The organism is Prescottella equi (assembly GCF_002094305.1).
Classification (GTDB): Bacteria; Actinomycetota; Actinomycetes; order Mycobacteriales; family Mycobacteriaceae; genus Prescottella; species Prescottella equi.
Genome location: NZ_LWTX01000005.1, coordinates 337,674 through 351,356, shown reverse-complemented (window position 1 = coordinate 351,356; position 13,683 = coordinate 337,674). Strand labels below are relative to the sequence as shown.

General features: G+C 70.1%; 14 protein-coding genes and 1 riboswitch. Of the genes, 6 read left to right on the top strand and 8 right to left on the bottom strand.

The genetic code is table 11. The annotated features are described in order from the left end of the window. The coding region (locus A6I89_RS15570; protein ID WP_175278991.1) for a cytochrome c oxidase subunit I at positions 1-813 on the top strand (813 nt) is incomplete at its 5' end. Here the strand turns inward: A6I89_RS15570 and A6I89_RS24965 are convergent. From A6I89_RS24965 to A6I89_RS15550, 4 genes are all read right to left on the bottom strand, one after another. Then, positions 794-928: a hypothetical protein gene (locus A6I89_RS24965; RefSeq protein WP_255221266.1), complete on the bottom strand. Its 135-nt coding sequence runs from the start codon at positions 926-928 to the stop codon at positions 794-796. The two genes, A6I89_RS15570 and A6I89_RS24965, sit on opposite strands and share 20 nt — an antisense overlap. Positions 929-1,041: 113 nt before the next feature. After that, complete coding sequence (locus A6I89_RS15560) at positions 1,042-3,294, bottom strand: serine/threonine-protein kinase (RefSeq protein WP_022597726.1); 2,253 nt, start codon at positions 3,292-3,294, stop codon at positions 1,042-1,044. A 19-nt stretch (positions 3,295-3,313) separates the two neighbouring features. Further along, positions 3,314-4,297, bottom strand: a complete 984-nt coding sequence (locus tag A6I89_RS15555; RefSeq protein ID WP_022597725.1) for a glutamate ABC transporter substrate-binding protein — start codon at positions 4,295-4,297, stop codon at positions 3,314-3,316. After that, positions 4,294-5,652: a hypothetical protein gene (locus A6I89_RS15550; RefSeq protein ID WP_005517865.1), complete on the bottom strand. Its 1,359-nt coding sequence runs from the start codon at positions 5,650-5,652 to the stop codon at positions 4,294-4,296. The genes A6I89_RS15555 and A6I89_RS15550 overlap by 4 nt, the downstream gene beginning before the upstream one ends. Positions 5,653-5,817: 165 nt before the next feature. Between A6I89_RS15550 and A6I89_RS15545 the strand changes: the two genes are divergently transcribed. After that, complete coding sequence (locus A6I89_RS15545) at positions 5,818-6,657, top strand: NUDIX hydrolase (protein ID WP_022597724.1); 840 nt, start codon at positions 5,818-5,820, stop codon at positions 6,655-6,657. Positions 6,658-6,666: 9 nt separating this feature from the next. Here A6I89_RS15545 and A6I89_RS15540 read toward each other — a convergent pair whose 3' ends face one another. After that, entirely contained in the window at positions 6,667-7,077 is a 411-nt protein-coding gene (locus tag A6I89_RS15540; protein ID WP_013417101.1) for a pyridoxamine 5'-phosphate oxidase family protein, read from the bottom strand. A 221-nt stretch (positions 7,078-7,298) separates the two neighbouring features. After that, positions 7,299-8,678, bottom strand: coding sequence for an MFS transporter (locus tag A6I89_RS15535; protein WP_044991395.1), 1,380 nt, complete (start codon positions 8,676-8,678; stop codon positions 7,299-7,301). Positions 8,679-8,735: 57 nt separating this feature from the next. Here A6I89_RS15535 and A6I89_RS15530 point away from each other — a divergent pair, with 57 nt between their 5' ends. Further along, a complete protein-coding gene (locus A6I89_RS15530) occupies positions 8,736-9,248 on the top strand; it encodes a winged helix-turn-helix transcriptional regulator (protein ID WP_060934509.1) in 513 nt (170 codons plus the stop codon). A gap of 137 nt (positions 9,249-9,385) precedes the next feature. On the opposite strand, the gene A6I89_RS15525 is transcribed toward A6I89_RS15530, so the two are convergent. After that, positions 9,386-9,787, bottom strand: coding sequence for a phage holin family protein (locus A6I89_RS15525; protein WP_005517873.1), 402 nt, complete (start codon positions 9,785-9,787; stop codon positions 9,386-9,388). A gap of 329 nt (positions 9,788-10,116) precedes the next feature. Between A6I89_RS15525 and A6I89_RS15520 the strand changes: the two genes are divergently transcribed. Both A6I89_RS15520 and A6I89_RS15515 read left to right on the top strand, forming a co-directional pair. Next, positions 10,117-11,322: a glycosyltransferase 87 family protein gene (locus tag A6I89_RS15520; RefSeq protein ID WP_022597713.1), complete on the top strand. Its 1,206-nt coding sequence runs from the start codon at positions 10,117-10,119 to the stop codon at positions 11,320-11,322. 16 nt (positions 11,323-11,338) lie between these two features. Then, positions 11,339-11,773 (top strand): hypothetical protein, encoded by a 435-nt coding sequence (locus A6I89_RS15515; RefSeq protein WP_005517876.1) that lies wholly within the window; start codon positions 11,339-11,341, stop codon positions 11,771-11,773. A 6-nt stretch (positions 11,774-11,779) separates the two neighbouring features. Here the strand turns inward: A6I89_RS15515 and thiE are convergent, their stop codons facing one another. Further along, complete coding sequence (thiE, locus tag A6I89_RS15510) at positions 11,780-12,472, bottom strand: thiamine phosphate synthase (protein WP_005517878.1); 693 nt, start codon at positions 12,470-12,472, stop codon at positions 11,780-11,782. A gap of 26 nt (positions 12,473-12,498) precedes the next feature. Then, a riboswitch (TPP riboswitch) is annotated at positions 12,499-12,610 on the top strand. Between thiE and thiO the strand changes: the two genes are divergently transcribed. Continuing rightward, positions 12,579-13,676, top strand: coding sequence for a glycine oxidase ThiO (thiO, locus tag A6I89_RS15505; RefSeq protein ID WP_044991394.1), 1,098 nt, complete (start codon positions 12,579-12,581; stop codon positions 13,674-13,676). (Overlaps the previous riboswitch by 32 nt.) Positions 13,677-13,683: the final 7 nt, after the last annotated feature.

Sequence of the window (13,683 nt, the reverse complement as noted above, 5' to 3'; positions counted from 1 at the left end):
CACCACATGTACGCCACCGGCGCCGTGCTGCTGCCGTTCTTCTCCTTCATGACGTTCCTCATCGCGGTCCCGACCGGTGTGAAGTTCTTCAACTGGATCGGCACGATGTGGAAGGGCCAGTTGACGTTCGAGTCGCCGATGCTGTTCTCCGTCGGCTTCCTCGTGACCTTCCTCTTCGGCGGCCTCTCCGGTGTGCTGCTCGCGAGCCCGCCGCTCGACTTCCACGTCACCGACACGTATTTCGTGGTTGCGCACTTCCACTACGTGCTCTTCGGCACCATCGTGTTCGCCACCTACGCGGGTATCTACTTCTGGTTCCCGAAGATGACCGGCCGCATGATGGACGAGCGTCTCGCGAAGTGGCACTTCTGGACCACGTTCATCGGTTTCCACGCCACCTTCCTGGTCCAGCACTGGCTCGGTGCCGAGGGCATGCCGCGTCGCTACGCCGACTACCTGCCCACCGACGGCTTCACCACGCTGAACACGATCTCCACGGTCGGCTCGTTCATCCTCGGTGCGTCGACGCTGCCGTTCCTGTGGAACGTCTTCAAGAGCTACCGTTACGGGCCTGTCGTCGAGGTCGACGATCCGTGGGGTTACGGCAATTCGCTCGAGTGGGCCACCAGTTGCCCGCCGCCGCGGCACAACTTCACCGAGCTGCCCCGGATCCGTTCGGAGCGTCCGGCGTTCGAGCTGCACTACCCGCACATGGTAGAGCGCATGCGCGACGAGGCGCACGTCGGACTCGGCCACGGCAAGGACAAGGGCGGAAAGCCCACAGCCGCGGAACTCACCGAGACGAGGGCCTGACGATGGACGACGGCAACAGGTCCCGGAACTGGATGCTCGACTCGGCGCCCGAGATCCGGCCCGAGCCGCGCCGGCTGTTGGCGCCGCTGCTCACCGTGGCGGTCGCGCTGGCCACCCCGCTCGTGGTGTCGGTCCCTGTCGCCGTCGTCCTGATCCTCGCTGCACTGGCCTGGCTGGGCTCGCGGATCCAGGAGGGCCGCAACCACACCCGTTCGACCCCGGGGGCACTCAGAACAGGCTCTGTGGGCGCACCGCGTTCGCCAGGTCGACGAGCGTATAGCGGTGAGTGGGTGTAGGGGCGCTCCGCGCCATCGCTCGTAGGGAGGCTTCGGTACCCGCACGCAGGCCGCGCTCGGTGAACGGCACACCGAGCAGCGGCTCGTGTGCGGTTGTGGGGGTGTTCCCCGACAGGATCCACTCGAGCGCGGTACCGAGCACCACGGTGCGCATCTGCGGGCCGCGGATCTCGGTGCGGGGCAGAGCCTCGACCCGACGGGCCGACTCGCGGAGCGTCGCCTCGTCGATCGCGCCGATGGGCCGGACCGACAGGTACGTCAGAACCGCGGTCATGCGGGCGGCGCCGTAGTTGCGTGAACCGGGCGGAACCTGGTCGAGGGCGGTGACGGCCGCGTTCACGTCACCGTCCGCAGCCAACCGGCGGGCCAGCCCGAACGCGGCGGTGACGACGTTGCGGTCGATCCGCCACACCGTGCGGTAGTACTCGCGGGACGGTAGCCGCCAGCGGTCGGTGCCGCTCTCGCTGTGGTGTTCGAGCAGCAGTTCCGCGGTGGCGGCGAGCGCCAGTTTGGGGGAGACCTCGCCCGGCATCGCCGAATAGACCGCATCGAAAGACGCGTACGCGGTGGTCAACTCGTCGGACAGCAGCGCGGCGATGCCGCGGTACCAGTCGATCCGCCACTCGAAGGGATACGCCGGCGCCAACGCTCGCAGCAGTTGCCGCGCCTTGCCCGCGTCACCGAGATCCAGGTGTGCGCGGATCTCTGCGAGCTTCAACTCCAGCGAATCGGGTACGCCCCGCTCCGGGCTGTCCCGCGCGCGGTCGAGGACGTCGAGCATGAGCTGGGGATCGCTGTGCGCCGTCGCGTTGACCAGGGCGGCGCCCGGATCGTCGGTGTCGACGAGCGGGACGGCGAGCGACTGGGCGACGTTGCGCGGGTTGAGCTTCCGTTCCCGCTCGACGCCGTCGGCGAACACGTCGGTCTGTTCCACGAATTCGTCGGCACCGAACGTTGCGCGCTGGCGCCCGAACACGGTGGACAGGTACGGGTGTTCACGTTCGGAATCCCGCGAGACGATCTCGTGCAGCACCCCGGTGAGCTGAGCCGCCAGTTCGGACGCGGACCGGAAGCGGCGATCCGGATCGGGCTCGATGGCGCGCAACAACAGTCGCCGGTACGACTCGTTCTCGGCGAGCAGCGGCGCCTGTTCGGGGGTGGGGAGGCCGTCGACGTAGCGGCCGTCCTCCGACGGGAGATCGAGCGTGAGGGCAGCGAGGGTACGACCTACGGTGTAGATGTCGGACGCGACCGTGGGGCCGGTCTCGGTGATCTCGGGGGCCTGGAAACCGGGTGTGCCGTAAAGGTATCCGTAGCTCTCGAGTGGGGCGACGGCGCCGAGGTCGATGAGCTTGACCTGCTCGTCGGTGACCATGACGTTGTCCGGCTTGAGGTCGTTGTACGCCAAGCCGAGTGAGTGGAGGTATTCGAGCGCCGGAAGGATCTCGAGAATGTAGGCGATCGCCTGTTCGAGGGGCAGGCGGTCCGGCCGGCACGTCTTCAGGATGTCGCGCAGCGAATTGCCGCCGACGTACTCCATGACGAGATATCCGGCCGGTGGATGCCCCTCCTTGTGGTACTCGACGAAGTTGTAGATCTTGACGATGCTGGGGTGCTGCACCTCGGCGAGAATCTGGCGTTCGGCGGCCGCGACGGCCTGCGCCTCGGCGTCGCCCAGCTGCAACAGTCCTTTCAGCACCACCCAGCGGTTGTCGACGTTGCGGTCGATCGCCAGGTAGATCCAGCCCAGGCCGCCGTGCGCGATGCAGCCCTGGACCTCGTACTGCCCGGCGACGAGCTGGCCGGGGGAGAGCAGGGGCGAGAACTCGTACCGGGCGCCGCAGTGCGGGCAGATGCCGGACGGGGATCCCGGTCCCGCCTCGGTGGTCCGGCCCACCGGCCTGCTGCATCTCCAGCAGAACCTCTTGCGCTCGGGCACATGCGGATCGGTGAGGACGGCGTCCTGCGGATCGCGTTCGGGAACCGGCGGGACCTCGACCAGCCCGTCGGCCAGGCGACGCCGCGACAGCGTGCGGGTGCGTTGCGTCCGTGCCCGCCGGCCCGTCGTGGGGATGCTCTCGCGGGTCGGCATCGGTTCGTCGTCGGGCGGCGGCGCTGCGCGAGTCTGGGCGATCTCACCCGAATCGTCGGTATTGCCTTCTCCGGCAATCTCTCCCGGCATCATCCTCCGTCCTTCTGCCACGTCAGTCCCGGTAGGTGGCCGGGGGCGGGCCCGGAGGCGGACCCAGTCCGGAGAGCCATCTGTCGTAGATCTTCTCCCACGTGCCGTCCCGGCGGATCCTTTCCAGCGTGCCGTTCACGAACCGGACCAGGTCCTCGTTGCCTTGCGCCACCCCGATGCCGTAGCGCTCGTCGCCCATGTTCGGGCCGACGATGCGCGAGTGGGGATCCTGGGTGGCCAGGCCCAGCAGCAACGTGTCGTCGGTGCTGATGGCGTCGACCTGGTTCTGCTGCAGCATCACCAGGCAGTCGGACCACATGGGCACGGTCACCACCGCGGCGTCCGGTTGCTGGCGTTCGACCCGCTCGAGCGACGTCGTGCCCTCGCCGACGCAGACGCGGCGCCCCGCCAGATCCGAGACGTCCCGGACCGGTGATCCGGCCATCACCAGGATGCGTTGGTGGGCGTCGTAGTACACCGTCGAGAAGTCGATCCGCTGCCGTCGTTCGCACGTGATCGCCATCGTCTTGGCGACGATGTCGACGCGGCCGTCCTCGAGGGCCTGCTCGCGCTCGGCGTAGTTGAGAACGCGGAACTCCACCTTGTCCGGGCTGCCGAGCAGATCGCGGGCGATCTCCCGCGCGATGTCGACGTCGAATCCCTCGATCTCGTCGGTCGTCGGGTTGCGGAAACTGAGGAGATTGCTGCCGGTGTCGAGGCCGACGACCAATCGGCCGCGCTGTCGGATCGCGTCGAGCGAGGCGCTGTCGGGGATCTGCCCGGCCGGGAAGGGACGCAGGCTCGCGGTGGGATCGCCGCACTGGACGGGCGGGGGCAGGGCGGTGGACGCGACGGCGGTGGCGCCCTGCGGCAGCGGGGCCAGGCTGTAGGTCTCGGTCGGCGGCACCGTGTACGGCTCCGGCGGGGAGGAACATCCGGCGGCCAACGTCGCCGTGATTCCGATCGCCGCGACGACCGTCCGGGTGGTGGCCGTCGTGGGGGTCACTGGTACTCCCTCAGCCTGGGCCACAGACCCACCGGGATGCCCACCACCGCCAGGGCGGTGAGGATCGCGGCGCCCGGCCCCAGCGCGGACAGCACCCGGGACGACGTCGCCACGTCCTCCCGCAGTTCCTCCCGCGCGGTGTCCGCCCCCGAAGCCAGCGCGGCGTCGACGGCGTCGAACTGCGCCGCCGACGACTCCGGATCGGACCCGATGGTCGTCATCGCGGCCGCCGTCCAGTCGCCGGTCGAGAGCGCGTCGAGCATCGTCCGATGGGACGTGGTCCAGTTGTCCATCGCCTGCGACGCCCGGTCGACGTCGTCCCGGCCCACGGTGCCCGTGTAGCTGCCCAGCAGTTGCTGCAGTTCCGCGGTGTCGTCCTCGTACAGCCGCGCGTGTTCCTCCTTCTCCTCGCGGCGCACCAACTGCAGAATCTCCTGCGTGCGCGCCTGCTGGGCGAGGATGCGGGCGGTCGCGAACGTCGACAGCGGCTCCGAGCCGTCCCGGATCGCGCGGTGCGCGCTGGTCGCGGAGATGATGCCGGCGATCAGCATCCACACCAGCAGGGCCACCATCGCCGCCGTCGTGAACAGCAGGCCGGGATTGAGCGTGCGCCTGGTCCGTCTCGACAGCACGACCTGCGTGGCGCCCAGCCCCACGATGAGCGCGACGAGCAGACCGATCGCGAGCCACGGCGGGCGGCCGAACCCGGACTGGGGGGCGAGAGCCGCCGCGGAGCGCTCGGTGTGCAGCGCCTGCGCGGCCGGGAGGATGTCCGTCTGCATCAACGCCGACGCCTCGGCGAGGTAGGCGGTGCCGACCGGATTGCCGACCCGATTGTTCGTGCGCGCGGTCTCCACGAGTCCCGTGTACACCGGTAGCTTCGTCGCGATCTCGGTGAGCAGCCGTCGGCTCGGGTCGTCGCCCGGCAGCCCGTCCGATGTCGCGACCATCTCGGCCGACGCGGTGCCGATCGCCTGCGCGTACCGGTCGCGGGCCTCGCTGGGTTCGACACCGCCGGACAGGAACGCGGTGGCTGCGGCGGCGTCGGCCACCGACAGCGACGCGTACAGATTCTGCGACGACCGGGCCAGCGGCTCGGTCGTCGACAGCAGGGTGTCGATGCTCTGCTTGCGGCCGCCCGCGGCCATCGACGCGATCAACCCGACCGCCAGCGTGCCGAGCAGCAGCGCCACCCCGATCGCGAGGAGCCGCGCGGGCGTGGAACGCAGCAGGTCGTGCCCGGTCATCTGGCGCGGGCGAGTGCCGGCGCCGTTGGTCGCCAGGCCGCTCCAGATCCTGCGAGCGGTGGTGGTGGGCGTCGCCTCGCCTTCGTTTGCCGTCGTCGTTTCCGGCATTGCCACGGGCTGGTACCTCGGTTCGCCGTCCGGTGTGGTTCGCCGTTCCGCAGTTTCGAGCATATAAGCAGCACCGCGGGGATGTTCCGCCGTTTTCGGATGCCGCGGGGAATACTGTGGGGACAGGTGAGCGGCTCGGCGGACAGGGCAGGTGAGAGGTACTCCATGCGCGGTGACGGAGACGGCTGGGCGACGACGCCCGACGGGGTGCGGCATTGGGGCCGGCACGGCGCGGCGGGTCTGCTCCTGCGCGCCCCGCTCGAGGACGGTTCACCGGCGGTCCTGCTGCAGCACCGCGCCGCGTGGAGCCACCAGGGCGGGACGTGGGCGCTTCCGGGCGGTGCCCGCGACAGCCACGAGACGACGATCCACGCGGCGGTCCGCGAGGCACAGGAGGAGACCGGGATCGACACCGGCGCGGTCCGCGTCCGGACCGAACGGGTCACCGCCAACGTCGACGGCGGCTGGACCTACACGACGGTGGTCGCCGACGCCGAGAAGACCCTGGCCCTCGTGCCCAACGGGGAGAGCACAGAGCTGCGCTGGGTGCCGGAGGCGGACGTCGAGCACATGCCGCTGCACCCGGGATTCGCGGCCGCGTGGCCGAGTCTGCGCACCAACGAGATCCGCGTCCTCCTCGACACCGCCAACGTCCTGGGGTCACGACCGACCGGGTGGTGGCGGGACCGTGCGGGCGCGACCGGTGAACTGCTGGACCGGATCGCCCAGGTACTCCCGCGCACCGTCGAACTGCCCGGCGGCGGATTCGGCTGGCTGCCGCGGATCGAGGCGGTGCTCGAAGGTCAGGCCCGCGCCGTCGACCACGCCGACGTCCGGGTGCCGGTGCATGCCGCCGCGGGCAGCGGCGACGACGAGCTGGCCCGGCTGGCGTCCGACGGCGACACACTCACCGCGGTGGTGACGGCCGACCGCGGGCTGCGCGGCCGACTGCCGACGTCGGTGCTGGCGCTGTCGCCGTCGACCGTGCTGGGCTGGCTGGACTGACCGCCCGGGTCAGCCTCGGTCGAGGACGAATCGCCGCCCGTGGCTCTCGGTCGGCCGGATCTCCACGAAATTGAACTTCTCGGTCGGTACCCAGGACTGCAGGTCCAGTTCCTCGGCGGCGTTGATCTCGTCGAACCGGACGAGGGTGCGCGCGATACCGCGGATCACGACGCTCCACCCGGACGTCGCGTCGGCGTGGTCCACCTGGAACGTCGTCATCGGCCGGAGGGTGAGTTCGGTGAGCTTGTCGCCCTCGGCGGACCGGAAATAGATCTTGCCGTCGTGGACCACGTAGTTGACGGGGTAGACGTCCGGTCGGTCGCCGGCGACCACGATCAGTCGTCCGAGGCGCTCGGTGGCCAGCAGGTCCAGGCATTCCTGTTCGGTCAGTGTCGTGACAGGTGCGGTCCGGTCCGGCATGTCTCCTCCGATCCTCGGTGAGTGTCACCTCCGACTCTGCTCCTTGCCGGACGCTCGTGCCAGACGCCGGTGGTGTGACGTGCGCTGCACGGCCGTTCACTTCCGCCCGCCCCGCCCACCCCTCCCCATCCCGCCTCCCACCCCCGCGTTTTGCGCACTTATCGCGCTCGGGTGGCCCCGATTTTCGCGATAAGTGCGCAAAACGCGGGGGAGAACGAAAGCTAGTGCGCCGTAACGGCGGGAGCGGTGGTCGGCCGCTCGGCGGCGCGGGGTGACATGCCGAGAGCGGTGACCGCGCCGACGGCGGCGAGAGCCGCGACCGCCCACCACGCCGCGGTGAATCCGGACGAGGCCAGGAGGGCGACGAGAATTGCGATGCCGAGGACGCTTCCGAGTTGGCGAGCCGTGTTGACCACAGCGCTGCCGGTCGCGCCGAGAGCGGGCGGCAGGGTCGCGGCGGCCGTCGCGAGGATGGTCGGCAGCGCCAGCCCGACGCCCGCGCCCCCGACGATCCACCCCGGCAGCATCCCCGCCGCGTAGTTGGGGGTCGCGTCGACGCCGGCGAGCACGAGGACGATCCCCGCGCCCCACAGCGCGCTGCCGAGCGCGGCCACGGTCCCGGACGGAATCCGACGGCTCAGCAGCTGTCCGATCACCGCGAACAGCGGGACCAGCATCGGTCCGGGCGCGACGGCCAGACCGGTGCGCAGGGCCGAGTAGCCCCACTGGTTCTGCATCCACAGGATGTTCGCGAGCAGTCCCGCGGCGAACGACGCGCTGAACGCGATCGCGGTGACGTTGGACCATGCGAACGGGCGCACGCGCAGCAGCGCGGGATCGAGCAGTGGGCTGTCGTGGCGCATCGTGCGTCGGGCGAACCATACGAGGGCGAGGACGCCGAGGATCGCGGCGGCGAGCGTGGCGGCGTGGGTCCAACCCCATTCTGGGCCCTGCACCAGCGCGAGCGAGACCGCGCCGACGCCGAAGGCGAGCAGGACCGCGCCTGCGCCGTCGACGGGTGCGGGATTCGGATCTCTCGACTCGGGGACGGTACGCGCAGCCGTCCACAGCAGGATCACGCCGATCGGAACGTTGATCAGGAAGATCCATCGCCACGACGCGGCCACCAGCAGGCCGCCCAGCACCGGTCCCAGCGCGGCCGCGGCGGCTCCGGTCGCGGCCCACAGGCGGACACCGAGCGCGCGGCGTGCCTCGGGCAGCGCCGCGATGACGAGTCCGAGACTGGCCGGCGTCAGGATCGCGGCACCTGCGGCCTGGACGAGGCGGAACGCGACCAGCGTCCACAGCGACGGTGCGAGGGCGCACGCCGCGCTCGCGACGGTGAACAGCGCGAGGCCGACGAGGAAGGCGCGACGTCGTCCCACCCGGTCGGCCCACCGTCCGGCCGGAATCAACAGGGCCGCATAGACGATCGCGTAGCCGCTCAGTACCCAGCTCAGGTGGGAGAGCGGCGTTCCCGAGTAGTCGGCGGCGATGTCGTCGAGGGCGACGTTGACGACGAAGAGGTCGAGGTTGGCGACGAACGGAGCTCCGGCGAGGACGGCCAGCACCGCCCCGAACTTCTGACTTTGCTTTTGCATAGCCAGGAGTGTGGACCCTGGCTATGGATTTGACAAGTCAGCGCGTAGTCTGGGGACATGGAGGCAGCACGACTCGACGGGTTTCTCGCGGACCGGGACGCGTGGCGTCCCACTCAGTGCTCGATCGGCAAGGCGATGGACGTGGTGGGGACGCGGTCGGCGATGCTGATCCTGCGCGAGGCGTACTACGGGACCACCCGTTTCGATCACTTCGCCGAGCGCGTCGGGATCACCGAGGCCGTCGCGGCCGCACGGCTACGGGAGCTGACCGCCGAAGGACTGTTCGAGCGCCGGCCCTACAAGGAGCTGGGTCAGCGCACCCGCCACGAGTACGTGCTCACCGACAAGGGGCGCGACCTGCTGCCGGCGGTGCTCGCGCTGATGCAGTGGGGCGATCGGTATCTGCAGGGGGAGGGGGGCGGTCCGCTCGACCTCGCCGACGACACGAACGGCGAGCCGGTCCGCGTCGAGGTGCGCAGCGCATCGGGGCGTCAGGTGCCCCTCGAGGAGATCCGCGTCGTCCCGCACTTCACCGAGGAACAGGCCCGCCGGGCCATGCGACGCACCTGACACCCTCCCGCGTTTTGCGCACTTATCGCGCCCGCGGGGCCCCGAATTCCGCGATAAGTGCGCAAATCGCGGGGAGAGGGGCGCGGGGAGAGGGGCGCGGGGAGAGGGGCGCGGGGAGAGGGGAGGGGAGGGGTGCGTCAGGCGCCGGCGTCCTTCTTCGCCTTGCGGTCGGCGATCTCGTCCTTGAGGAGGAACATCGGCAGCAGCACCGTTGCGAGGGCGGTGACGAGCCACACGACGAGCGACGCGAGGATCCAGGTGCGCCATCCGGTGATCGACAGTCCGGTCACGAGCGACGCGATGACGAGCGCGACGAACGTCGAGACCAGGCCGATGCCGCCGAGGAAGGCCGGAGCGTTGCGCGCCGCGACCTTGGTGATGAACGGCGACAGCAGGCTCTGCGCGACCGCGAAGACGATGGCGGCGAGGACGAACCCGGTGGCGGTGACGTGCACGTCCGGCAGCAGCCACACGGCAGCCAGGATTCCGATCGCCGCCGACCCGAGGAAGATCGCCGTCCGGATGAGGAAACGAATCATGTTCGGGGCCTTTCGTGTCGACCGCGGCGGCGCGATCTAGGGGAATCGGATCGGCCTCGGCGGAGTCTAACCAGCGGGGCGCCCGCGGACGTGCAGGTGCGATTCCGGCCGTGTTGCGCAGCGGCCGGTAACGTGCGACCGGTGCGCCCACGGCACCCGGGCAGCGGTCTCGGTGAGTGGGTTCCCGGTTCGTCCGAATCGGTGAAATTGCTTAGGCTGGGTATCGAGGCTGCGAGGGTTCTGGGGTGGGACCGCGATCGGGAGGGCTGGCCGTGCTGAGGAACATTCTTGTCCGCGGACGCGAGATGCCGCGTCGGACAGGGACTTCGGTGATCCTCGCGCTCTGGGCTGTGACATCCGTCGTGCTGCTCTTCACGACTGTGTCCCCGTGGATGCCCAAGATCGGACTGTTCGCGGGTGGCGCCGACCTCGACGTGTACCGCGACGGCGCCCGCCACGTGATGGCGGATCTTCCGCTGTACACCGAGCCTGTGATCCACGGCCTGCTCTACACCTACACGCCGTTCTCGACGTTGATGTTCCTGCCTTTCGGATTGCTTCCTGGCGGGGTCGACAAGTACCTGTGGATGGCGGCCAACGTCGCGCTGCTGGTCGCGATCGTGGCGTTGTGCTGGCGCATGCTCGGCTACCGCATCACGCCGTACGTCGTCGGGATGTCGGCGCTGCTGGCCGCGTCGTGTACGTTCCTCGAACCGGTTCGGACCACGCTGTTCTACGGGCAGATCAACCTGGTGCTCATGGCGTTGGTGCTGTGGGACGCCTCGCGCGGCGACGCGAGCCGGCTCAAGGGCATCGGCGTGGGAGTCGCGGCGGGCATCAAGCTCACGCCGGCCTATTTCGTCCTCTACTACCTGGTCCTGCGGAAGTGGCGTGCTGCCGTCGTCGCGGTCGGCACCGGCGCTGCCACGGTCGCCGTCAGCTGGCTGATATTGCCCGACGACTCGTTGCAGTACTGGACGGAGACGTTCTTCGAGTCCACTCGCATCGCGGAGGACTCGCACCCGTCGAACCAGTCGATCCGCGGAGTGATCGCGCACCTCGGTGGCGACCCCGCCCCGGTGGCGCTGTGGCTGGCGCTGGCGGGGTGCGCGGTCGTGGTGAGCATGTGGATCGTCGTCCGGTTGCATCGGAAGAACGAGGCGCTGCTGGCGGTGACCGTCGCCGGACTCACCGCGGCCGCGGTCTCACCGTTCTCGTGGAGCCACCACTGGGTGTGGTTCGTTCCGCTGCTCGTCTACATCGTGCACCGGGCGACCACCAACCGGTGGTGGTGGCTCGCGGCCGCGGTCGTCTACCTCGCGGCGGGCGCGTGGCCCTACCGCTGGGAGGAGGACAACGTGGTGGTGGGGCTCTTCCTGTTCCCGCCGTGGTGGACGATCACGGACGTCCTCATGAACATCTATCTGCTGGTCTACGTGGCTGTTCTCGCCGCGGCGGCGGTCATCGCCTTCCGCGGTACACCCGGCCCCGCGCTCGAGAAGCCGGCACCCGTGCGCGCACCCGAACCGGTGTGATGCCACCATTCGGGGCATGCGCATTCGACATCTGATCGCCGCCGTCCCCGTCGCCCTGCTGGTCCTCACCGGCTGCAGTGACGGTGGCGACTCGGACCCGAAGGACACCAAGAACGACGCGGGCGAGACCACCATCACGGCCGAGGCCGGCGCCGACGCCCAGGAGACCGCGGTCTCGGTGATGTGCGCGCAGGTGGTGGCCTACCTCGACGCGACGCAGCAGCAGGCCGAGAGCACCGGGCAGCCGTTCGACCGGGACGCGAAGGGCGCCGAGTTCCTCGACATGCTGAAGGCGAACGGCGGCACCGTGGTGGCGGCGTACAACCAGCAGGCGGTGGCGGCCGGTGAGCCGACGCTCGATCCGGCGACCGCGACGTGGGAGGACGTGCCGTCCGAGGCCCGGGAGCTCATCGAGCAGTCGGTGCAGTCCGGGATCTCCGGCAGCTGCTGACGGCGGTCAGCCGCGCAGGGCGTCGGACAGTGCCCGCGCGGCGGCCTTCGGGTCGTCGGCCGCGGTGATGGCGCGGACCACGACGATGCGGGTGGCCCCGGCCTCGAGGATCTCCGGCAGCCGCTCGTGGTCGACGCCACCGATCGCGAACCACGGGCGCGACGGCTGCGCCTCGGCGGTGCTGCGAACCAGTTCGATGCCCGACGCGGCCCGGCCCGGTTTGGTGGGGGTGGCCCACACCGGACCGGTGCAGAAGTAGTCGACGTCCTCTTCGATCGCGGCGAGGCTGGCCTGCGCGCGGTTGTTCGTGGAGCGGCCGATGACGACGTCGGGTCCGACGATCTGCCGTGCGTAGTGCACCGGCAGGTCGTTCTGGCCCAGGTGCAGGACGTCGGCTCCGGCGGCGAGCGCGACGTCGGCGCGGTCGTTGACGGCGAGCAACGCGCCGTGGCGGCGGGCCGCGGCCCCGATCACCGCGAGCGCGGCGAGCTCCTCCTTGACCTCCATCGGCCCGAACTCGCGCTCGCCGGCCGAACCCTTGTCGCGGAGCTGGACGATGTCGACGCCGCCGGCGAGCGCGGCGTCGACGAACTGGGCCAGATCGCCCTTGTCGCGGCGGGCGTCGGTGCACAGGTACAGCCGCGCGTCGGCGAGACGTTCGCGCGGTGTGAGGTGCTTGACGGACTGGGAAGCATGCACACCTGGAACGGTAGTCTGTACCGCGGACGAATCAACACGGGAGTCCCGACGGATACGGGGCTGAGAGGGGGCCTGCCGGCCCCGACCGTCATACCTGACCCGGATCATGCCGGCGCAGGGAGTGAGGTGGAGAGAAGTGACCCGATCGGTTTCCGTCGTGGGAGGCGGAGTGATCGGCCTGTCGATCGCGTGGCGTGCCGCGCAGAGCGGCTGGGCGGTGACGTTGTACGACCCGGCGCCGGGGAGCGGTGCGTCGTGGGTGGCCGGCGGGATGCTGGCGCCGCTGTCGGAGGGCTGGCCCGGTGAGGAGAAGGCGCTCGCACTCGGTGCGGCGTCGCTACGGCGGTGGCCGGACTTCGGCGCCGAACTCGGGCGCCTGGCGGACGTCGAGTTGTTCACCTCCGACGACTCGCTCACCGTCGCACTCGACGCCGCCGACGCCGCGGACCTGCACACCATCGCCGACTGGGTGGCCGAGCAGGGCCACGAGCTGCGCATCCTGAACCGCGCGCAGATCCGCGAGCTCGAGCCGTCGCTGGGGCGCGGGATCCGGCTGGCGCTGCAGGCCCCCACCGAACTGGCCGTCGACAACCGGCTGTTGGTGGCCGCGCTGCGGACGGCGGTGGCCGAAGCCGGCGTCGAGCTGATCGAGCAGGCGGTCACGGATCTCGGCGAGCTCACTACCGACCAGGTGGTGCTGGCGGCGGGATCGAACTCGGCGCAGCTGTGGCCCCACCTGCCGGTACGCCCGGTGAAGGGGGAGATCCTGCGGCTGCGGGCCCGGCCGGGCGTGACGCCGGCACCGCTGCGCACCATCCGCGGCAGTGTGCACGGGCGGCCGTCGTACCTCGTCCCGCGTGCCGACGGAATCGTCGTCGGCGCAACGCAGTACGAGTCGGGTCACGACACCCAGGTCACCGTCGCGGGTGTGCGCGACCTCATCGCCGACGCCGAGGCGCTGATGCCCGCGATCGGCGAGTACGAGCTGTACGAGGCGAAAGCGGGTCTCCGTCCGATGAGTCCGGACAACCTGCCGATCATCGGTCGCGTGTCGGACCGCGTCGTGCTGGCGACCGGGCACGGCCGCAACGGGATCCTGATGACCCCGGTCACCGCGGACGCGACGGTCGCGATCTTGGACGGCAACCCCTTGGCGGAGGCGGAAAGCGCCACCGCCGAACGATTTTCACCCGCGAAGGTTTGAGTGAGGT